A 21,793-nucleotide genomic window follows, 5' to 3' on the forward strand; every position below is an offset into this window, starting at 1 on the left:
TTTTACATCGCGCAATAAAAAGATAACGCGCGAAATAAATTTCACGCCTACACCAAAACGTAGGAACGGCTTTAGCCGTGAAAAAATAAAGATGTTCGGCGTTAAAACGCCTCCTACAGAGTTTTATTGCTGAGGGAAATTCAACACCATACACCCCCACAGTTCGGCTGACGTCTGAAAGCTGACGGCTCCTTAAATTTCGGCACTAAAGTACCTTCTACGGGGTAGGCTCACAAACTACACCGCTCGGCTAAAAACTGACAGCTGAAAGCTGACGACTTTATTTTTTTTTCCGTCCATGTTGTGCTAAACGCTCTAACTTGGCTTTTAACGATGGGGGGGCATCTGCGGCGATGGCGCTGAGGTAGTCAGCTGTTTGTTCGCTCATTTGGCGCTTCGAAACAGGCTTTTGCTCTGGATTATTTGTTGCCGATAAGCGCTGAGTTGCATGTGGGTTTGCGGTAATTTTAATTTGCCCAAGCTCTACCATGCCAGCGGCACGGAAATGCGAAAGCATATCCATTTTTAAGTAATTTAAACGCAGCGCAATCGGTGCAGAAATAGCTTCAATCATCAAAGTACCATCACGGTAATTACTTACCCGGCATTTTTTTGAAAGCGTCTCACCTAAAAAATCATCAAGAATGGTTTGTTGAGAAGACAAACCTTGGGTTTTACCAGCATAAGATGCCAAGCGACCACTCAAGCCCGCCATAATATCGCCAAGTGCTTTTGGCGCGTATCTATCTTTTGCCATTAATCGTCTACCTAAAAGGGTTAATCACCACACAGAGAATATACCATCTAGGTAAATATGAAGCTAATAGGTTCGAAAACAGTGGTTAGTGGTTAGTGGTTAGTGGTTAGTGGTTAGTGGTTAGTGGTTAGTGGTTAGTGGTTAGTGGTTAGTGGTTAGTGGTTAGTGGTTAGTACAAAGTAAAATACATTTCATGTGTAGCAAGTTCTTTGTTTAATTACACAAAAAATAAAACCACCCTTTCGATCAACTGATATCTAACTTCTGAATTCTAACTACTAAAAATCCGACTTCTAAAATCTAACCCCTATTATAAAACCACCGCGCGAAATAAATTTCACGCCTACGTGGGAACGGCTTTAGCCGTGAATTGCTCTAAACACTTCGGCACTAAAGTACCTCCTACGGGGTAGGCCCACAAACAACACCGCTCTGCTCAAAACTTACAGCTTAAAGCTTTAAGCTTCTCTTCCTCCCCCGTGAGTGTTTCTGGTACAATTTTCCTTTGTTTTTCATTTAATTTGCGCGATGACTCAACACTCTCTTACTTTAATCGTATTGGCTGGCGGGCTGGGTAGCCGCTTTGGCGGAAACAAACAAATTGCCGAAATCCCGGGGCTAGGCTGTACCATCATGGAACTGAGTATTCATGATGCGGTTAAAGCAGGTGTGAGCCAGGCGGTGATCATCATTAATAAAAACATTCGTGCTGAATTTGAAGCGACGATTTTACCGCGCCTGCCTAAGTCGCTCGAAGTAATCTTAGTTGAGCAAGAAGTTAGCGCTGTGCCACATGGTTATGAACACTCAGCTGCTGAACGCCAAAAGCCATGGGGCACAGGTCATGCGTTACTTTGCGCAAAACCTTATGTGAATAACCCTGCTATTGTCATTACAGCCGATGATTATTACGGTGAGTCTTCTTTTGCCATTATTAGCGAACACTTCAAACAGCATAGCAATTGGGCGATGGTAGGCTACCCGATTAAAGATACACTCTCCGAAGAAGGTGGTGTAAATCGAGGTGTATGCTCTGTTGATAGCCACCAGTATTTAACTGATGTGGTCGAGTATCTAGATATCAAACTCGAAAATAATGTTTTAAAAGGCAACAATCCACATGGTGAAAGATTCCAAATTGCCGATAATGCCCTAGGCTCAATGAGCTTTTGGGGAATAACACCCTGTTTATTTAATGACTTAGAAACAGGCTTTATTGAGTTTTTAGAAAATACTGACAACGGTGTCACGAAAGAGTATTATTTACCAAATGAGATACAACTCGCGATTCAAGATAACCGCCAAGCTGTAACCGTTTATACTGCACAAGAGCCATGGTATGGCGTGACCTACAAAGCTGAACTGGATGCAATAGCACACACTTTATGTCAGTTACGTCGTAAGCTAAACGATTAGACCCTCGCCTCTTCTTGCAAAAAATAAGTAATGGAAAATTAATGAAGTCGAACCCTGTTGCAACTTATCTTTCTGAGCACTTTGGCTTAAGCACAGATAACGTAACGCTAAAGCCAATTGGCAATGGCCACATCAACACAACCATGTTACTTAAATCAGAAGAAAACGCTTTGGTTGTGCAAAAGTTAAATACCGATGTGTTTCCTAATCCTGAGCACCTAGTTGAAAATGCACGACTAATTGAGCAGCACCTGAGTGAAAAACACGACAATGGTGAATACAGCCTCGAAATTATTCGTCATGTTCCAACTATCGAAAATGACTTTTTAGTTGAATGCGATCAAGGTGTTTGGCGTGCACTCGAATTTATTGGCGGCAGTTATAGTGAAGATGTTGTAGCAACAATCTCGCAAGCACAAACTGCAGCCAATGCATTTGGCCAATTCGCGCTGGCATTACAAGATTTTCAGGCAGATCAGCTGCATCATGTGATCCCAGATTTTCACAACTTAGCGATGCGCTTTGATGCTTTCAAAAAAGTTCTCGAAAAAGACCCTGTTAACCGTGTGGCGCTTTGCCAAGACGACATCGATTTTTGTTTAGCTCAGCAATCTTTAGTTGATGAATTAAAACAGCTTGAAGGTAAAATTCCTTTAAGACCTTGTCATAACGACACAAAAATCAACAACATGCTTTTTTGTAAACAATCAGATGATGCAAAAGCCGTCATCGACCTTGATACCTGTATGCCTGGTTATTGGTTATTTGATTTTGGCGATATGGTGCGAACCTTCTGCTCTCCTGAGCAAGAAGATTCAACCAACCTAAGTAATGTACGTGTTCGTGAAGAAATCTTCGCCGCCATCGTTAAAGGTTATGTTGAACCACTACAAGATGTGATCACCGATGCCGAAAAAGAAAGCTTCTGGCTAGGCACCAAGGTCATGACTTTTATGATTGGCCTGCGCTTTTTAACAGACTTTATTGATGGCGATAACTACTTTGCCACCAAACATGCAAACCACAACCTAGAACGCGCCCGCAACCAGTTTGCTTTATATCGCGATATTCTTGAAAAAGAACATACGTTAAAAGCGATATTAGAGATAAATAAAGGTTAGAGTTGCGAGTTGCGAGTTGCGAGTTGCGAGTTGCGAGTTGCGAGTTGCGAGTTGCGAGTTGCGAGTTGCGAGTTGCGAGATATTGTAGGCGCGATTTTACATCGCGCAATAAAAACACCGCGCGAAATAAATTTCACGCCTACACCACCGTAGGCGTCACGCTTGCTTGGCGCGTCTGACATTCAGCACCCAGCCCACATTTAAATGCATAACCAAAATTGATCTTCAAACTGACAGCTCCTTAAATTTCACTCCTACATCAAAACGTAGGAACGGCTTTAGCCGTGAATAGTTGAACGCTCACCCATTGCTCTATAAGTCAATAACTTCTATTCTAAAACCTCGCTTAAAAATCAGGAGATTATTATGCATATTAAACACCACGGAGCGGTGAAAGGCGTAACAGGGTCTTGCCACCAGCTATTTATTGATGACACAAATTCTGTACTCATTGATTGTGGTCTATTTCAAGGGGAAGACAGTAAACAAGACCTAGCTATTGAGTTTGATATATCAGCCGTAAAAGCGCTGATTGTCACACATTGTCATATCGACCATGTTGGTCGCATACCCTACTTACTTGCCGGAGGTTTTAAAGGGCCTATTTTTACCTCTATTGCCACCGCCAAGTTGTTACCTATGGTGATTGAAGATGCCTTAAAAGTAGGTGTAACTCGCGATGAAGCAATGATCCGCACCTGCTTAAAGTTACTAAAACAGCAAATTGTCTCTCTCGATTTCAATACATGGTACTCCATTCCCGTAGGAGTGTGCTTTAGCCCCGAAAAAGTAGCCTCAAGCAAGCAAAATTCATTATATAAAATCCGCCTGCAACGTGCCGGGCACATTTTAGGCTCTGCCTATGTTGAAATTGAGCTAGGTAAAAAACCAAACACGCATAGAGTGGTATTTTCTGGTGATTTGGGAGCACCTTACACGCCATTATTACCAACGCCAAAACCGCCTTACCGCGCCGATACATTAGTTATTGAGTCGACCTATGGTGATAAAAACCATCAAGGTCGTAAAGAGCGCGTAGCCGTACTTAAAAAGGTTATAGAACGTGCCGTAAGTGATAATGGCGTGGTACTCATACCGGCTTTTAGTATAGGCCGAACTCAAGAGCTACTCTATGAGTTTGAACAGCTTATTCACTGTGCAAGCAAACGTTCTATGTGGCATAAACTGCAAATAATCGTAGATTCGCCAATGGCAGCCAATTTCACAAATGAATATTTACATTTTAAAGCACTGTGGGATAACGAAGCAAAAAAACGCGTAAAACAAGGCCGCCACCCGCTCGACTTTAAGCAGCTACACACTATTGATAGCCACCAAGAGCACCTTGCCCTAATTAACTTTTTAACCTCAAAACAGCAACCCGCAATAATTATTGCTGCCAGCGGTATGTGTAATGGCGGCAGAATAGTTAATTACCTAGAACGGTTTTTGCCAGTCAAAACAACCGATGTCATTTTTGTTGGCTACCAAGGGCAAGGAACCTTAGGCCGAGAGATTCAAAAATACGGTCCACGCGGCGGCTATGTATTTATCGATAATCAAAAAGTCATGATTAAAGCGCAAGTTCATACCATTAGCGGCTACAGCGCCCATGCAGATCAAAAAGGACTTATCAGATTTGTCACCGGCATGCGCAAAAAGCCAAGTTTAATCAAAATCGTCCACGGTGATGAGCAAGCCAAACAAGCACTAGCAGAAAAGCTTAAAGCAGAGTTAAGCGAAAAAGTAGAAATAGTGGTTAGTGGTTAGTGGTTAGTCAATACAAGGAGTTAGTTATGAACTTTGAAAATCTAGATGTATGGAAACGGTCTGCACGATTAAGTGCTGAAATTTACAAATCAACAAATGAATTAAAAGACGTCGGTTTTAGAGATCAGTTAACCCGCTCAGGCTTATCAGTGCCTAGCAACATTGCTGAGGGAGTAAGCCGTGAAAGTTACAAAGAGAAAAGTCGGTTTATAGATATCGCGAGATCTTCGCTTGCAGAAACAAGAACACAAATCTATATAGGTCTGGAGATAGGCTACTTAGAACGTGAAAAAGCATTGTATTGGATATCAGAAACCAAAGAGTTAGGGGCCATGTTAACGGGTCTAAAACAACAGTTTGATAATAGAAGTTAGTGGCTCTAACCACTAACCTCTAATATCTGACTTCTTATGTTTGACTCGTATCTCGTTTCTCGTCTCTCGCTACTGCGAGTCGCTATTATTTATAACTCTCATACGCTTCTTTCATTCGCGCTAGGTTGCTATAAATATAGCTCGAAGTTAATCGACCACGTTTAAACATTGTATTGTCTAAAGTCACTTGTGATGAAGGTGCATAAGCTTGGTTAAATACTAGTGTATTAAATTCTCCAATTTTAGTACCTAGGCCTATACGCCAATACTCCCGTCCTTTCAACTGGCCAAACGGTGTTACTTTCATGTCTTTACGTGGTGTTAACGGAATATTCAATGCTACCCCAGCTTTTTGCGAGTCAGTATTTTCATAAAACACAGCTATGTAACTATCACCAAACCAAAAACGGCTCTCTAACTGATAACCACTATCGCCATAAAAATAGCTACCAGCAGTAGCATGCAAGGTAATATCTTGCTCAACCCAGTTGTATTGGTATGTGAGTGTTTCGTACTCACGTGAGGCACGGTAATCTGCATAATCAAAATAAGCTATTTTAGCACTTATTTTATGGCGACCCTCAGGGCTTAACCAGGCTGTTTCGTTAATAATGGCTTTGTAATCAAAATAGTCTTTAAAAAAGCCAATTTGCGTTTGGTTATAAAAGCCATACGGCAGTTCAAAGGTTTGGTGCAGCATTGCATTTACAATACCTTCATCAAGGCTGTAATTATTAAACACACCGTTATCTTCAAAATCACTGGTTTCATCTAAAATCGTTTGCCCTGTTACTTTTATACCACCACCTTGCCATAACGGTACGTCAAGTTCAGCACGTAAACCAATAGAGTAGTCAAATACACCAAATTCCGTGGCATAAGTGTTCGATGTAGCTGGGCTAAGTGTTAAGCGCGGTTTAAAGTAAGGGCTTGCCTCTGCTTTACCGGCCCATACAACACCTTCAGGAATATTTGCTTTGCCTTGCTGTACATTTAAATCTGGGCTTACACCTTTTTCGATAAATAAGCGGTAGTTATCAACCTTGCCCTGAATCGCAATTAAAGGGATATCTGTTTTAGAAAGTTGTACGTTAAAGTGAGTGCTTTCATTAGTCACATTTTCGGCAATACGGCCAAGGACTACACCAATTGCATCAATGTCGTTACGGTTAAATACCGAGTTTTCAAAGTTTACGAATACGGTATTCAGGTTATAACCAACCACTACGTTCTCGAAACCATCGTTAATCAGTGCTTGTTTTAATTCAATCACTTGGCTATTTAAACTTGAAGTGGCTAGTTTTTGCGCATTGGCTGTTGGTGCTTGTTTTATGCTTGCTACTGTAACCGCCTTTGCTTGTTCAGCTAATTCTGGCGCCATGGCTGTTTGTATAAAACCAATGCCATGGTCATCGATTTTAGCTGTTGGCTTTGTAGCAACCGGTGCTACATAAGGGGCTGCTTCAACTTTTTTATAATTTTGTTTATCTTCACTCGAAAGCGGCATACTAAAGTTAACACCCCAATAGGTGTCTTGTTCTGAGTAATCTGTATTACTGTAAAAACGGCTGGTAAAGGTTAGCTCGCCGATATCATACAGCCACTTTTTAGGGATAGTCACCTTAGCACCCGCATTAAATGCCTCTGCATCATGCTCGGCTTGCAAACTAAACCAGTCGAATACTTGATACTCTACACCACCAAATACGCCATCCATCTCACCATGAGGGCGTTTACTTTTTGCGATACCTGCAGAAAACCTAAAGTTCCATAATTCTTTTGATGCCACAGCAAAGTATGTTTCGTAAAAATTAACATCGCCGCCAATATCTTTACCGCCAATAGCAAGGCTAAACCAATCTTCAGGAATGTATGGAATTTGGTACTTAGCATTAAATGATAAATCTCTAATCGTACCAGGCTCACGTTTAGCGAAATTATTATTATGCATTGTGCTACTTGCTATTTGCCCACTAACTTCAAACCCATCAAATAAACCTGCACTGACAATAAAATTATGCCCATCTACATAACTTCTAGTTGCATCATACAATTGGTTATTGAAGCCAAAACCAATTACTCCCTTTTGTTGTACTTCAGCATTTGGGATATTGATTAAACCAGTGTAACCTGCAAATGATTGATGAGAGTTTACTGGCTCGGCAAAAACTATTGGTGAACTTAGAGCTATTGCACTACCTAAAAAGACATTAAGCTTAGACATAAACTATTCCGAGTTAAAATTATAAAAATCCTTAAATTAGATTAAATATAACATTAGAAGTGAAAAACGAGAAGTTAATAGCGAGGTGCTAGGTGCTAGGTGCTAGGTGCTAGGTGCTAGGTGCTAGGTGCTAGGTGCTAGGTGCTAGGTGCTAGGTGCTAGGTGCTAGGTGCTAGGTGGACAAGATTATATTTGGGGTGGGATAAAGCAAGTGGTTAAAAGTTAAAAGCTAATAACTAACTTCTAACCACTAAAGCCTGGTATCTGAAATCTAATATCTATCGTCTGATAACTAACTTCTAATATCCTCTTTTTAAACCGCTTTTAAATGTCGCTCTGCTGGCGCTACCATTTCGGTTACGAAATCGGTGAATTCAGCACCAAGGTTTTCATCACGCATGCTGTATTCAACAATTGCTTTTAAGTAACCAAGTTTATCACCGCAGTCGTGGGCGCGGCCACTCATGTGGAAAGCTTCTACAATTTCGTGCTTCATTAGCTCATCGATAGCATCGGTAAGCTGAATTTCACCGCCAGCACCTGCTGGTGTTTTCGCAAGTAATGGCCATATTGCTTTCGAAAGTACATAACGCCCTACGACAGCTAAGTTAGAAGGTGCTTCTTCAGCTTTTGGTTTTTCGACCATAGTCTTGATTGGCGCACTTTCGCCCGCTTTAATTTTTACGCCACCGATATCTGCAATACCATATTTATGTACGCTTTCTTGCGGCACTGGCTCTAGCATAATTTGGCTTGCTTTAACTTCATTAAAACGCTTGATCATAGCTGCAATATTTTCGGTTTTTTGATCAGCGGTGTAGCTATCTAAAATTACGTCTGGCAATACAACTACAAAGTCGTCATCGCCAACAATTGGTTTTGCACACATAACAGCATGACCTAATCCTTTAGCCTCGCCTTGGCGTACGTGCATAATGGTTACATCTGATGGGCAAATAGAGCGCACTTCTTCAAGCAAGGTACGTTTTACACGTTTTTCGAGGGTTGCTTCTAGCTCAAAGCTGGTATCAAAGTGGTTTTCTATAGCATTTTTTGAACTATGAGTAACCAATACAACTTCTTTAATACCCGCAGCAACACATTCATTTACTATGTATTGAATAAGTGGCTTATCAACAAGAGGCAGCATTTCTTTAGGAATTGCCTTAGTCATCGGTAACATACGTGTACCAAGGCCTGCAACAGGAATGACAGCTTTCATAATGTTTAGTCCCTTAATTATTGTGGTAAGAATAAATAATTACAAAGTATGAGTTATCAACCCATTTTGCGCAATAGTAAAAAAAGATTTATAAACACGTTAGCAGCAATAATATTGACGGAGGATGAACAGGAAACGATAGGTTCTAGGATTTAGGATTTAGGATTTAGGAGCTAGTGGCTGGGGTGCCACTAGCAAGGGGTTAGTTATAAAAATTTAAGAGAGTAGCAATAAACTGTTCAACTTGCTGTTGGTCTAGTTCATTAATACCTGCTGCAGCTGCGCGGCCGCCGCCGGTGGCAAATTGGCTGCATACATCAACAGCGCCTTGTTTATTATTAAGTGGCGCTCTTACACTTACGGTATAACTTCCTTTGTTATTATAAGTAAGTACTGCATGGGCTTTGTTTGGCGCTTGGTTTGCAAGGTCATTGCCTAATACACCACTTACACGACGAGCCCATGGGGCGTCATCAAGTAAAATAACCTTTGCTGTATCGCAATTATGTAAAACCTTAGCATCAGCCGCTTTTTGCATATCAGCTTTGTAAGCTTTTTCTAATACGTAATAAACAGACTCTGAGTCGTTAATGGCATCAAGCGGTGACTTATATTTTAGTAGCTCGTTAAATAAGTCTTCTGGTGCAAAGTGTAAATCAGCTACCTCACTGCCATAACCGTTATAGTTAATATAAGTACCAAATGCTTTAAGTTGTGACTTTTCGAGCTCTGTTAAGCCTAGTTTATCGGCTTCGCTATCGGCTTTTGCAAATAAATTATCGCCATAAGCAGCTGTGATTGCCCATAAGTGGTATTGCTTATCGATAAGGTTGCTCACAATTAAGCTAGTACACATATTTGCATCTAAATCGATGTGGGCAAATAAGTTTGCATGGTTTGGAATATCACCCGCTTTATGATGATCCACATACATTACTCGTGCACCCACACATAGAGCGTCGTGCAACTCTGCCATGTTTTTTTCCATTGAAATATCGAGTACACGTATATTATCACCAGCTTGTGGAGTAATTTTTTTCAATAGTTGAATATCACGTTTTACGCCGGTTACTTTCACGCTTTCAATAGGATTAGCGAGCTGTAACTGTAAAAGTGCGATGATGCCATCGGCATCACCGTTAAAAATATCGTAGTTCATAAGATCTCAAAAATAATAGAAGTTAGACGTCAGAGATTAGAAGTTAGATCTCAGAGGTTAGAGGTCAGAAGACAGATATCAGATTTTAGACGTCAGGTTTCTGGCTCTAGATTTCTATAACCCCTGCTTCGCGTAAATAACCAATAATTTGTTCTACGCTTTGCTCAATGCTTTGCTCTGCTGTTTTTACATGAATCTCTGGCTGCTCTGGCACATCGAACGCTGAGCTAATACCTGTAAAATTAGGGATCTCACCGGCACGGGCTTTTTTGTATAAACCTTTAGGGTCACGGCTTTCACAAACCTCTAGCGGCGTATCGATAAATACCTCTACAAACTCACCCTGATTCATAATGCTGCGAGCACGAGCACGGTCTTCTTTAAACGGTGAAATAAACGCCGTAGATACAATTAAACCGGCATCAACAAACAGTTTAGCGACTTCACTAATACGACGAATATTTTCAATACGGTCTTCGTCGCTAAAAGTTAGGCCCTTGTTTAAGCCCATGCGTACGTTGTCGCCATCAAGCAGGTAAGTATGGCAACCTAACTCAAATAACTTAGCCTCAACCGCATTCGCAATAGTCGACTTACCAGAGCCACTTAGCCCCGTATACCAAAGTAATACCGGCTTATGCCCTTTATGTTGTTCTTTTTCAGCACGCGAAACAGTTTGATCGTGCCATACAATGTTCTCGGTCATGGTACCTCTTTGGGTTTCTAGGTTCTAGGTTCTAGGTTCTAGGTTCTAGGTTCTAGGTTCTAGGTTCTAGGTTCTAGGTTCTAGGTTCTAGGTTCTAGGTTCTTCAAAATGATATTCAATGGCTGACTCTTTAACGCAGCCTTTTCTTAATTTTATTAACGCTGCAATCATAGCAGCAACTTCTTTAGCTTCTGATATTAATTGCAAGCCAACATGCTTATCGATAAATTTTATCTCAATACCAATGTATAATTGAGTTACGAGCTCTCCTGCAGAGCCCTTTGCATAATATAAGAAACGAGCTTCATCATTCTCTGTTTCTCTTTCAAGGCCTTCAGCGATATTAGAAGGAATTGATAATGCAGCACGTGTTATTTGATCTTTAAAACCGTAATCTTTGCAAACAAGCATTACTTTATATATTTCACATGCTAATCGTGATGACTTCTTCCATACATCCATTTGTTCAAATTTCATAATTAGTCCCTTCGCCATAGGTGAAATCCATTCGCAACTAAACCTTATCGCAAAATAAACCTAGCGCCTAGTTCCCAACGCCTGAAGGCTTATTATCACCTAGCTCCTTCTGATATCTGACCTCTAATATCTTACCTCTATAAAGTTCGATTTAAAACGTAAAACACAGTGCATTTACTTTAGAATACTGAGAGGTATGTGATAAGGAACGATAGGCAGAGCTTTATATTTGTATATTTCACATGCTAATCGTGATGACTTCTTCCACACATCCATTTGTTCAAATTTCATAATTAGTCCCTTCGCCATTAAGTGAAATCCATTCACCACTAAACCTTATCGCAAAATAAACCTAGCGCCTAGCTCCTAATGGCTTTTCTAAAACGGAAAAAACACGGGTATCAGAGTCAGTACAACTAGGCTGTAGGTTATTGAGATCGGTAGGCCGAACTTTATGAAATCGGTTAATTTGTAATTGCCGGCATTGTAAACCATTAGGTTGGTCTGGTAGCCGTAAGGGCTAATAAAACTGCCACTCGCGGCAAAGGCGACTGCAAGTACAAATGGCATGTAACTTACGCCTAGGCCTTGAGCGATAGTAAATGCAATGGGGAATGTAAGCGCTGCTGCTGCATTATTAGTAATTAACTCTGTAAATAACAGAGTGAGTAAAAATACACCAATAAAGGCTATATAAACGCTTTGCCCTGCAAGTAAACCCTCAACTTGTTCTGCTATTAGTTTAGATACCCCTGAATTATCTAAGGCTGTAGCTAGCGTTAAAGCGCTCATTACAATAAGCCAAAGCTCCAACGGAAAGCGTCGCTTTATTTCGTTTAGCGATAAACAACGGCAACCCACCAGCACGGCTAGGTAAAAAATAAAGCTTTTTAATAAGCTAATATCAAAAATTAACGAGCCAGCAATGGTTGCCACAAAGCCCCAAGTAACAACGCGCTCTTTTAAGCCTTTAAGCATGTTGTCGGCTTTTACACCGCTCAGTATAAAAAAGTTTTTAGTTAAGTTAGTACGTTTAGCAAAGTCAGGGCCAACTGCAAGAATCAAAAAGTCGCCGCTTTGAATGGTGATATCACCTAGCTTACCCGAGAGCTTTTCACCTTCGCGGCGCACTGCAACTACGGCGGCATCGAACCTTGCGCGAAAGCCCGCAGTTTTTAGTGTTTTACCGACCACTGCAGCACCTGGTTTAATAACAACTTCGGTTAAGTTATCACGCAATAAACCATCTTGCTCTGCAAATAAGCTTAAACCTTCAAATTGCTGCAGCACCAGCACTTTAGTGACATCGCCCGAAAAAATAAGTTTATCGCCTTCGCGGATCATCTGCGATGGCGCTACGGGCGAAATTAAGCGGTTATCGCGAACTAGCTCAACCAAAAATAATGACTCTAAGCTACGTAAACCATTTTGCTCTACGGTTTTACCTATCAGTGGTGAGGCAGCATTCACTTTTGCTTCAACAAAGTAATCACTTGAGGTTTCATCTTTGCTCACTTTGCCTTTTAAACGATTAATTGTAAGCGCCATTACTAGTACACAGGCAGCGACTGCAGCTAAACCAATAGGTAAAAAGTCAAAAAATTTAAAGCCCTCGGCACCGCGTTCAATCAGCATAGAGTTAACGATTAAGTTAGTTGAGGTACCAATTAAAGTGAGGGTGCCACCTAAAATAGCGGCATAAGAAAGGGGTAGTAAAAGTTTAGTAGGGGCAATAAGTTTATTGTTTTTTACAGGGCTAATTAAAGTAGCAACCACCGCTGTATTATTTAAAAAACCAGAGGCGATAATCGTTGCGAATAATGTCCTGATGTAAGACTTAGCCACAGAGCCATTAAATAAAACATTAGCTAATTTGCGTAAAAAGCTGGTACGTTCAAAGGCAAAGGCACACACCACCAAGAGCAGTAATGTGACCAACCCTGGGTTAACTGCATTATTCAAAAGCTGTTCGGTAGAAACCAAATTAGTCGCAAAGCACGCTAAACAAGCAGCTGCAAAAACACGCTCAGGAAATTTTTGAAATTTTATTAAGCCTACAATGGTTGTAATAAATATAACCACTATCAACCATTGCTGTAAAATCATTCAAATATCCTTATTCGTAGCTCGCGAAATCATATCTTCTGCCAAAATATTAAAGTCCTGCGATTAATAAATACAGAATACCTACTAAAAGCTAGTAGGCATTTTTATTCACAAAGCCTTTAAAAATAGTTAAAAACACGATTTTTAAATCAAAGAATAAAGACCAATTACGAATGTACTCTAGGTCAAACTCTATGCGCTTTTCCATTTTATCTAATGTATCGGTTTCGCCGCGCCAGCCGTTAATTTGCGCCCAGCCTGTAATGCCTGGTTTAACCTTATGACGTAGCATGTAACCGTCAACAAGCTTACGATATTCTTCGTTATGAGCAACTGCGTGAGGCCTTGGCCCTACAATCGACATTTGCCCTTGTAACACATTAATAAACTGCGGTAGCTCATCTAAGCTCGTTTTACGAATAAATTGGCCAATTGGTGTAAAGCGCGAATCATTTTTAGTGGCTTGGGTTACTTTAGCGCCGTCTTCCATTACATTCATCGAGCGGAACTTCCATACTTTTATCGGCTTACCATCAATACCATAACGGTTTTGCTTAAAGAATACAGGTCCTTTAGAGGTAAACTTAACCGCAAGGGCTAAGCCAAGTAAAACCGGGGATATCATGATTAAAATAAGTGTAGAGAGTACAATATCTTCAATACGCTTGATAATGGCGTTACTACCATCAAGTGGTGAATCGTAAATACTAATAGTGGGTATACCCATAATGGTATCACTGCGAGAGTGTAATAACTGGTAGGTGAAAACATCAGGCACAATGTAAACACTTGCAGTGCTATCTGCCAACTCTTTAACTAGCCACTTACGGCGCTCATAAGCTTGTGGGGGTAATACAATATAAACACGGTCTAATCCCCCCTCTTTACAATCAGCAACTAGCTGCTCTAAATTACCTATAGTTTGCGCAGCCACTAATTTTTGCTTTGGTGTTGTATCATCGTAATAACCACCGAATACCAAACCAAAACTTGAATTAGCTACAATATTATTTGCTAATTGTTGCCCTAAAGTACCTGCCCCTGCAATAACAACCGAACGGGTATTAATACCTTGCGAGCGTAGAGCCCTTAAAATTAAGCGTAATACAACACGATATACACAAAGACTAACAACTACAGATACAAACCAATAAAACTGCAAGCCTTCGGGGTTTAAGTATTGCGGAGCTAAAAAGTTTACGCTCAAAAATAAGATTGCAGCGCTTATAAACCAGTGTGAAATAGTTTTTTTAAGCTCTTTATAAATAGAAAGACCACGCCAAGAAATGTAAAGTTTATCGAGCTCACTAGTGAAATGAAACAAGAATACTGCAAGTAAGGATGCTGTTGTGTGCTGAAGTAGCCAAGGGATATCTTGTAAAGCGACAGCTACCCATAAACAACCAACAATAATAGTAATATCGAGGATCCGCTGCACGAATGCTATTACTGTTGAATTACTTTGCAAAATACCTTTATGCATTTATGTTTACTTCTCATTTTTATTATTACTAGGGGAAGGTTACCATCATCAAAAAATGCTTGTTCATTATGGTAGCCTTCAAAGTATAATCTAACCGTTGGTTATTGCCATTTTTACAACGTTTATTTTTACTAAACAAAAGGGATAGCAGCAAGTGTCTTGCTGCTTATTCGAATAACTATGATGCTTGTACTAAAACCAATGCTTTATTTACAAGCTTTATCGCTCTTTCGCTTGATTTAGCCTCAGCATAGCACCTTAATTCTGGCGCATTGCCAGATGGTCTTAAATGCACTATATCGCCAGATGCAAGCGAAATACGTAAACCATCAGTTAAGTCTAATTCGTAGCTCTCATCATAGCCTAGTTCTAACAAAAAGCTTTGCGCATTTTGCTGTAACGCAGCAATAACTTGTAAACTTCTCTCTCTTGCAAAGTCCTTAATGCGGTCACTGGCAGTAAACCGTTGTGGTAGCTTGGCTAGTAACTCAGATACATGCTTAGGTTGCGCTAACAAAATTAACGCTGGAAGTAGTGCATCTCTTGTAGGTAGAGCTTTTAGTAACTTACCATTGAATGTTATATCTGAACCTAGTAAGTAACCACCATTAGCTTCAAAGCCTGCGACTGAAGTGTATTGTTCAGCTAACTCTGCAAATTCAGCAATAACATATGGCGAGCCAATTTTAGTACGTTTAACTTGCTTAAAGTTTAATGATTTTTCAATTGCTGTATTACAACTTACCGGCGTTGCAAGCGCTTCGATATTTAATAACTGACTACAAAGCAATCCTAAAATATCACCGCGTAACCAATCACCATTTTCATCTGCAATTAATGGTCGGTCACCATCACCGTCAGTTGAAAAAATAGCATCAAAACTGTATTCATTGGACCAATCAAGTGCACGTTTTTTATCTTCTTCCGATACAGCTTCGGTATCGATTGGTACAAATTCATCACTTCTGCCAAGGCTGATAACCTCTGCACCTAATTGCTCAAACAGCACTTTATAGATATCACGCCCAGCACTTGAATGCTCATAAATACCTATTTTCTTACCTTTAAGGGTATCAGCATTAAAAAGCAAGGTGTAACGCTGTGTGTAAGATTCACAGGCAGAAACATCTAATAGCAATTCATTTAGATGTTCTGGTAACGCTGTGAATATGGCTTTGCTAGTTAGGATAGCCTGTTCATCGGCTTTTGTAATCTCACCATCAGGGCGATAAAACTTTAAGCCATTGCGATCGAATGGAATATGGCTGCCAGTAACCATAATGCAAGGCATATTATCTTGCATTGCTTTGTAAGCAAGTGCTGGAGTGGGTACTACACCATAATACACAACATTCAATTTATGTTGCTTTAACGCCTCTGCACATGCCTGCGCAATTGCATAGCTACTTGGGCGGTTATCGATTGCAATTGCTACAGTATCGAAGGAAAATTCATTTTCTATCGCTGATATAAAAGCTAAAGCAAATGCGGCGTTTACATCAGGGGTAAAATCGTTTACAAGACCTCGCGCACCACTTGTGCCGAACTCAATACCACTTTTTGCAATGACTTCAGAGCAAACTAACTGGCTATCCATAAAAAACCTATTTATTTAACTATTCTAAAAGCATACAGCTAGCACAAAATGAATTGCACTAGCTACGCTCTGATATCTAACTTCTGATATCTATCTCTTCGTTTATTTCACTCGACCATAACGGTCTTCAAAACGCACGATATCGTCTTCGCCTAAGTAAGAACCCGATTGCACTTCGATTAACTCTAAGTCAACTTTACCTGGGTTTTCTAACGCATGAACCGCTGTTATTGGAATATAAACAGACTCATTCTCTGTTACATATTGCTCTGTATCATCAATTTGCACTTTTGCTGTACCCGATACCACAATCCAATGCTCTGCGCGGTGATGGTGCATTTGTACCGACAACTTAGCACCTGGTTTTACGGTTATACGTTTTACTTGGAAGCGCTCACCGTTATCAACTGAGTCATATTTACCCCATGGGCGATACACTTCACGATGGAAAGTAACTTCAGAACGTTCTTCTGCTTTTAGCTGGTTTACAATCGCTTTAACTTCTTGTGATTTATCTTTATGGGCAACTAGAACGGCATCTTTCGTGTTTACAATTACTAGGTCTTCAACACCGACTGTTGCAACGAGTTTATCTTCACCAAATACAAGTGTATTTTTTGTATCTACCGCTTTTACATCACCTTTAAAGGCATTGCCATTTTCATCTTGTGACGACACTTCCCAAAGGGCAGCAAAACCACCTACGTCGCTCCAGCCTGCATCCATAGGCACAACAACAGCATCTTTCGTGTGTTCCATTACTGCATAGTCAATCGACTCATCAGGGCAGGCCTCAAAAGCAGCTTTATCTACGCGAATAAAGTCCATATCACTGTTTTGTACTGCAATAGCTTTTTCGCAAGCTTCGTAGATATCAGGGCGAAATACTTTTAATTCATCTAAATAGCGACTTGCTTTAAATAAAAACATACCACTATTCCAGTAGTAATCACCGCTTTCAATATACTGCTTGGCTGTTTCTAGATTTGGCTTTTCAACAAAACTGTCAACAACAAAGCCATGCTCTACAGCGTCACCACGTTTAATATAGCCATAACCTGTTTCAGGGCTGTTACCTACAATACCAAATGTAACTAGTTTATCTTGGTTTGCTAACTCTGCAGCTTTATTTACACTAGCCTGAAAAGCAGTTGAGTCTTCAATTACATGGTCTGCTGCAAGTACTAATAATAACGGGTCTTGCTCATTTTCAATGGCTTTAAAAGCAGCCAAAGCAATAGCTGGTGCCGTGTTACGCCCTACTGGCTCTAAAAAAATACCGCCATGCTCTGCACCTAATTGGCGCACTTGCTCTGCAGCAATAAAACGATGCTCTTCATTACAAATTAACATGGCTGGTGAGTGCGCTAAACCTGTTAAGCGGTTTAGCGTGTCTTGGAGCATGGTCTGCTCGCCATTTAGTTTTAAAAACTGTTTTGGATAGTTGCCACGCGATAATGGCCATAAGCGGGTGCCTGAGCCACCCGCCATGATTACTGGTAAAATCATAATAATTCCCTGTGTTTATTCTATTAATGCCTCAAAATACCATTTTGTATGCTTATGAACTGCAGGCGATTTAAGTAATTCATCAAAACCAAACCATTTATATGCTGCATGCTGTTCGTTTAATGGTAACGCATCAAGCGTTGATTTGTGAGCCTTAATACATAAGCGATTGCGACATAGTGTGTTTTAATTTTTTCGTTAAATACACAGTCATCATAAAAATGATCATAAGGGCCAAGCAGTTCAGCAATTGATAATTCAAGTTCAATTCCTAATTCATTTAGTGTTAGCCTTTTAAAAGCATTAGCCAGTGACTCATTTTTTAAAATACGACCACCAGGAACAAACCAAAACCCTTCAGCGGGACGGTTTAGTCTTTGCCCAAGTAATGCTTCATTATTTTCGTTAAGTACAACTAGGTCTATTGATACTAATGGTGTACTGTCGATGACTGTTTCAAACGTTTTCTGCTCTAAAAACATACTATTTTCTAAAGTTGTCTTGGTTGGCTAAAAACCACTCATACGTCTGCGCTAAACCATCTTCAAGGCTGATTTCATATTGCCAACCTAAAGATTTTAATCTAGAAACATCCATAAGCTTACGTGGCGCACCATCAGGTTTTGAAGTATCAAATTCAATATCACCCTTAAAGCCAACAACTTTAGCTACAGTTTCTACTAACTCACGAATAGTACAATCGACACCTGTACCCACATTTATATGGCTAAGCATCTCTTGGGTATTTGAGTTATAAACATCATCACTAAGGTTCATAACATGTATCGAAGCTGCAGCCATATCGTCAACGTGTAAAAATTCACGCATAGGCTTACCAGACCCCCAAGCAACAACTTTGTCATCACCAGCTAATTTAGCTTCGTGAAAGCGTCTTAATAAGGCAGGTATTACATGAGAGTTTTCTGGATGAAAGTTATCATTTTCACCATATAAATTTGTTGGCATTACTGAGCGATAATTTCGCCCATATTGACGGTTATATGATTCACACATTTTAATGCCGGCAATTTTAGCTATTGCGTATGGTTCGTTAGTTGGCTCTAAAGTACCTGTTAATAACGCACTTTCTTGCATTGGTTGCTCAGCTAATTTAGGGTAAATACATGAAGAACCTAAAAACAGTAAGTCATTTACACCAGCTAAATGTGCATTATGTATAATGTTATTTTGAATCATCAAGTTCTCATATATAAACTCTGCAGGGTAAGTATTATTAGCAATAATCCCCCCAACCTTAGCAGCTGCTAAATACACTTGATCAATATCATTCGATTCAAAAAAATCAGCAACTGCACTTTGATCCAAAAGGTTTAACTCTGAGCGAGAGCGAGTGATAACGGTCACTTTAGATAGCTTTTGTAATTGCCTAACAATAGCACTACCGACCATTCCGTTGTGGCCTGCGACAAAAATAGTTTTAGCTTGCATTGTTCTTTCCATAATAAAACCCAGCTTTACGCTGGGTTAATAAATCTATAACTAAGGCCTATAGTTACTCTACAGAAACACTAATGTCATAACCGTGCGACTTTAAAATTGCATGCTGTTTAGCTTTAGCTAAGTCACTTTGCACCATTTCAGCACACATTTCTTCTACAGTAATTTCTGGTTCCCAACCTAATTTTTGTTTCGCTTTTGTTGGATCGCCAAGTAGAGTTTCTACCTCTGCTGGGCGGAAGTAACGAGGATCTACGCGAACAATTACATCACCTACACTAAGCGCTTCAGCATTATCACCTTCAATAGCAGCAACAGTGGCAATTTCATCAACTCCTTCACCACTAAACTCTAAAGTAATGCCAAGCTCTTTAGCTGAAAGTGATACAAACTCGCGTACAGAAATTTGCTTGCCGGTTGCAATCACAAAATCCTCAGGTGTTTCTTGTTGAAGCATCATCCACTGCATACGCACATAGTCTTTAGCATGACCCCAGTCACGCAGTGCATCCATATTACCTAGGTACAAACATTTTTCTAAACCTTGCGAAATATTTGCTAAACCACGAGTAATTTTACGAGTAACGAATGTTTCACCACGACGTGGTGACTCATGGTTAAATAAAATACCATTACATGCATACATACCATATGACTCACGATAGTTAACTGCTATCCAATAAGCGTACATTTTAGCTACAGCATAAGGTGAGCGAGGGTGGAATGGCGTTGTCTCTTTTTGTGGGATCTCTTTTACTTCACCATAAAGCTCAGAAGTTGATGCTTGATAAAACTTAGTTTTCTTCTCTAAACCTAAAAAGCGAATTGCTTCTAAAAGGCGTAATGTACCAATAGCATCAACGTCAGCAGTATATTCAGGGGCTTCAAACGATACAGCCACATGGCTTTGCGCACCTAAGTTATAAACTTCGTCTGGCTGAACTTCTTTTAAAATACGGGTTAGGTTTGATGTATCAGTTAAATCACCGTAGTGCAAAAAGAACTTAGGGTTATCTTCGTGGATATCTTGATAGATATGATCTACACGCTCAGTATTAAAACTCGATGCACGACGTTTAATACCATGTACTTCGTAGCCTTTATCTAGCAAGAATTCCGCTAAATATGATCCATCTTGTCCTGTTACACCTGTTATTAAGGCTACCTTAGTCATTATATTTTCCTTTTACTAACTTTCTCATATCGCTTACAAAGCGTTCAATTATATTATTAATATCTAAATTTTTGAGCGCATAATTACGCGCAATCACATTTGGTTTGCTTGTGTCTTTTACTAATACAGCTTTTAAACCAACAATAAACTCTTTTGTATTTTCAGGTTCAACTATTGTATATATACCAGGATTTGCTTCTTCTATTTTTCCAAGCTCAGTAGATGCTTCTGCTGTAACTAATGCGTGACCGCCTGCTGATAATATGTTGGTTAATTTTGAAGGTAATACAGCATCGGCAGCCCCCTTCTTTTGTACAACCAAATGAACATCAGCCATAGACAACATTGCTGGTACATCTTCCCATTCTTGCAGTGGCTTAAAATATACATTCTCTAAATTACTAGCTTTAGCAAGTTCATTTAAAGTATTAACATAAGCACCTGCGCCAACAAAAACAAACTTAACAGATTTGTCATTCTCAAAGCTTTTAGCTGCCTCTATCACAATTTCAAGGCCTTGCTTTTGGCCTATATTACCAGCATAAAGTACAACTTTGTCTGTTTCTGCAAACCCCCACTCTTTACGTAAAGCAGAGCCATCAGTCTCTGGTGTTACAAAGCTGGTATTGGCCCAGTTAGGAAAAAAGAGTAATTTTGATTTATCTACTCCTTTTTGCTCTGCATTTTCAAGCATACTGTAAGAAATACTAGATACTACATCAAACTTTTTCATTAGCCAAGATTCTGAACGCCTTACGATACGAGCAATCTTACCCTCACTTACCATACCGAGACCAAACATAGCATCGACTTCAAAATCTTGAATATGCATAACGGTTTTTACACCAAATAATTTTGAAAATAGCAGGGTCGATGGAGCACAAAACAAAGTCGGCTGCACTAAAAAAATTACATCAGGCTTATTCTTAATGAGCTTGATAAAAAGAGCAATACTTGATGATACTGCAAACGTACTTAGGTGTAGTAGCCTCTTAAGAGTAGTAACCTTTGATGGAACATATAACGGGCAGCGAGTTATACCAACCCCATTTACAAACTCATTTTTATATAGATAACTTTTATATTGTTCATTGACTTTCCATTCAGGATAATAGGGAGGAGCAACAATAGCTTGGATTTCTAATCCATGACTAAAAAGCTTGCTTGCCATTTCTCCGTTATACTTACCGATACCTGTCAGTTCTGGGAAGTAATTTAAACTTAAAATATGAATTTTCAT

Annotated in this window: 17 protein-coding genes and 1 pseudogene; 4 read left to right on the top strand and 14 right to left on the bottom strand. The window is 39.9% G+C overall.

Translation table 11 applies throughout. The annotated features are described in order from the left end of the window. Positions 1-280 precede the first annotated feature (280 nt). Positions 281-757, bottom strand: a complete 477-nt coding sequence (locus C2M33_RS17050; protein WP_105174983.1) for a DUF721 domain-containing protein — start codon at positions 755-757, stop codon at positions 281-283. 528 nt (positions 758-1,285) lie between these two features. Between C2M33_RS17050 and C2M33_RS17055 the strand changes: the two genes are divergently transcribed. The 4 genes from C2M33_RS17055 to C2M33_RS17070 all read left to right on the top strand — a co-directional run bounded on the left by C2M33_RS17055 (position 1,286) and on the right by C2M33_RS17070 (position 5,438). Further along, positions 1,286-2,173: an NTP transferase domain-containing protein gene (locus C2M33_RS17055; protein WP_105174984.1), complete on the top strand. Its 888-nt coding sequence runs from the start codon at positions 1,286-1,288 to the stop codon at positions 2,171-2,173. A gap of 41 nt (positions 2,174-2,214) precedes the next feature. After that, a complete protein-coding gene (locus tag C2M33_RS17060; RefSeq protein ID WP_105174985.1) occupies positions 2,215-3,294 on the top strand; it encodes a phosphotransferase enzyme family protein in 1,080 nt (359 codons plus the stop codon). 366 nt (positions 3,295-3,660) lie between these two features. Next, on the top strand, positions 3,661-5,064 hold the full coding sequence (locus tag C2M33_RS17065; protein WP_105174986.1) for an MBL fold metallo-hydrolase RNA specificity domain-containing protein: 1,404 nt from the start codon (positions 3,661-3,663) through the stop codon (positions 5,062-5,064). 26 nt (positions 5,065-5,090) lie between these two features. Next, the gene (locus C2M33_RS17070) at positions 5,091-5,438 is read left to right on the top strand and encodes a four helix bundle protein (RefSeq protein WP_105174987.1); all 348 of its coding nucleotides are present in this window, start codon (positions 5,091-5,093) and stop codon (positions 5,436-5,438) included. An 85-nt stretch (positions 5,439-5,523) separates the two neighbouring features. Here the strand turns inward: C2M33_RS17070 and C2M33_RS17075 are convergent, their stop codons facing one another. From C2M33_RS17075 to C2M33_RS17135, 13 genes and pseudogenes are all read right to left on the bottom strand, one after another. Then, entirely contained in the window at positions 5,524-7,662 is a 2,139-nt protein-coding gene (locus C2M33_RS17075; protein WP_105174988.1) for a YjbH domain-containing protein, read from the bottom strand. Positions 7,663-7,975: 313 nt separating this feature from the next. Continuing rightward, complete coding sequence (gene galU / locus C2M33_RS17080; RefSeq protein ID WP_105174989.1) at positions 7,976-8,884, bottom strand: UTP--glucose-1-phosphate uridylyltransferase GalU; 909 nt, start codon at positions 8,882-8,884, stop codon at positions 7,976-7,978. 202 nt (positions 8,885-9,086) lie between these two features. Beyond that, positions 9,087-10,043: a DHHA1 domain-containing protein gene (locus C2M33_RS17085; protein WP_105174990.1), complete on the bottom strand. Its 957-nt coding sequence runs from the start codon at positions 10,041-10,043 to the stop codon at positions 9,087-9,089. Between the two features lie 106 nt (positions 10,044-10,149). Then, positions 10,150-10,749: an adenylyl-sulfate kinase gene (gene cysC, locus C2M33_RS17090; RefSeq protein WP_063701671.1), complete on the bottom strand. Its 600-nt coding sequence runs from the start codon at positions 10,747-10,749 to the stop codon at positions 10,150-10,152. Positions 10,750-10,836: 87 nt separating this feature from the next. Then, on the bottom strand, positions 10,837-11,226 hold the full coding sequence (locus C2M33_RS17095; protein WP_062566029.1) for a four helix bundle protein: 390 nt from the start codon (positions 11,224-11,226) through the stop codon (positions 10,837-10,839). 378 nt (positions 11,227-11,604) lie between these two features. Then, entirely contained in the window at positions 11,605-13,332 is a 1,728-nt protein-coding gene (locus C2M33_RS17100; RefSeq protein ID WP_105174992.1) for an SLC13 family permease, read from the bottom strand. 91 nt (positions 13,333-13,423) lie between these two features. After that, on the bottom strand, positions 13,424-14,815 hold the full coding sequence (locus C2M33_RS17105; RefSeq protein ID WP_105174993.1) for an undecaprenyl-phosphate glucose phosphotransferase: 1,392 nt from the start codon (positions 14,813-14,815) through the stop codon (positions 13,424-13,426). Between the two features lie 178 nt (positions 14,816-14,993). After that, on the bottom strand, positions 14,994-16,412 hold the full coding sequence (locus tag C2M33_RS17110) for a phosphomannomutase (RefSeq protein WP_105174994.1): 1,419 nt from the start codon (positions 16,410-16,412) through the stop codon (positions 14,994-14,996). Between the two features lie 102 nt (positions 16,413-16,514). Next, positions 16,515-17,921: a mannose-1-phosphate guanylyltransferase/mannose-6-phosphate isomerase gene (locus C2M33_RS17115; protein WP_105174995.1), complete on the bottom strand. Its 1,407-nt coding sequence runs from the start codon at positions 17,919-17,921 to the stop codon at positions 16,515-16,517. A 15-nt stretch (positions 17,922-17,936) separates the two neighbouring features. Then, a pseudogene (locus tag C2M33_RS17120) lies at positions 17,937-18,403 on the bottom strand (GDP-mannose mannosyl hydrolase). A gap of 1 nt (position 18,404) precedes the next feature. Then, positions 18,405-19,370: a GDP-L-fucose synthase gene (fcl, locus tag C2M33_RS17125; RefSeq protein WP_105174996.1), complete on the bottom strand. Its 966-nt coding sequence runs from the start codon at positions 19,368-19,370 to the stop codon at positions 18,405-18,407. A gap of 64 nt (positions 19,371-19,434) precedes the next feature. Beyond that, positions 19,435-20,553: a GDP-mannose 4,6-dehydratase gene (gene gmd, locus C2M33_RS17130; RefSeq protein WP_105174997.1), complete on the bottom strand. Its 1,119-nt coding sequence runs from the start codon at positions 20,551-20,553 to the stop codon at positions 19,435-19,437. Beyond that, the gene (locus C2M33_RS17135; RefSeq protein WP_105174998.1) at positions 20,546-21,793 is read right to left on the bottom strand and encodes a WcaI family glycosyltransferase; all 1,248 of its coding nucleotides are present in this window, start codon (positions 21,791-21,793) and stop codon (positions 20,546-20,548) included. The genes gmd and C2M33_RS17135 overlap by 8 nt, the downstream gene beginning before the upstream one ends.

The organism is Pseudoalteromonas sp. T1lg122 (genome assembly GCF_002964825.1).
Taxonomy (GTDB): Bacteria; Pseudomonadota; Gammaproteobacteria; order Enterobacterales; family Alteromonadaceae; genus Pseudoalteromonas; species Pseudoalteromonas gelatinilytica.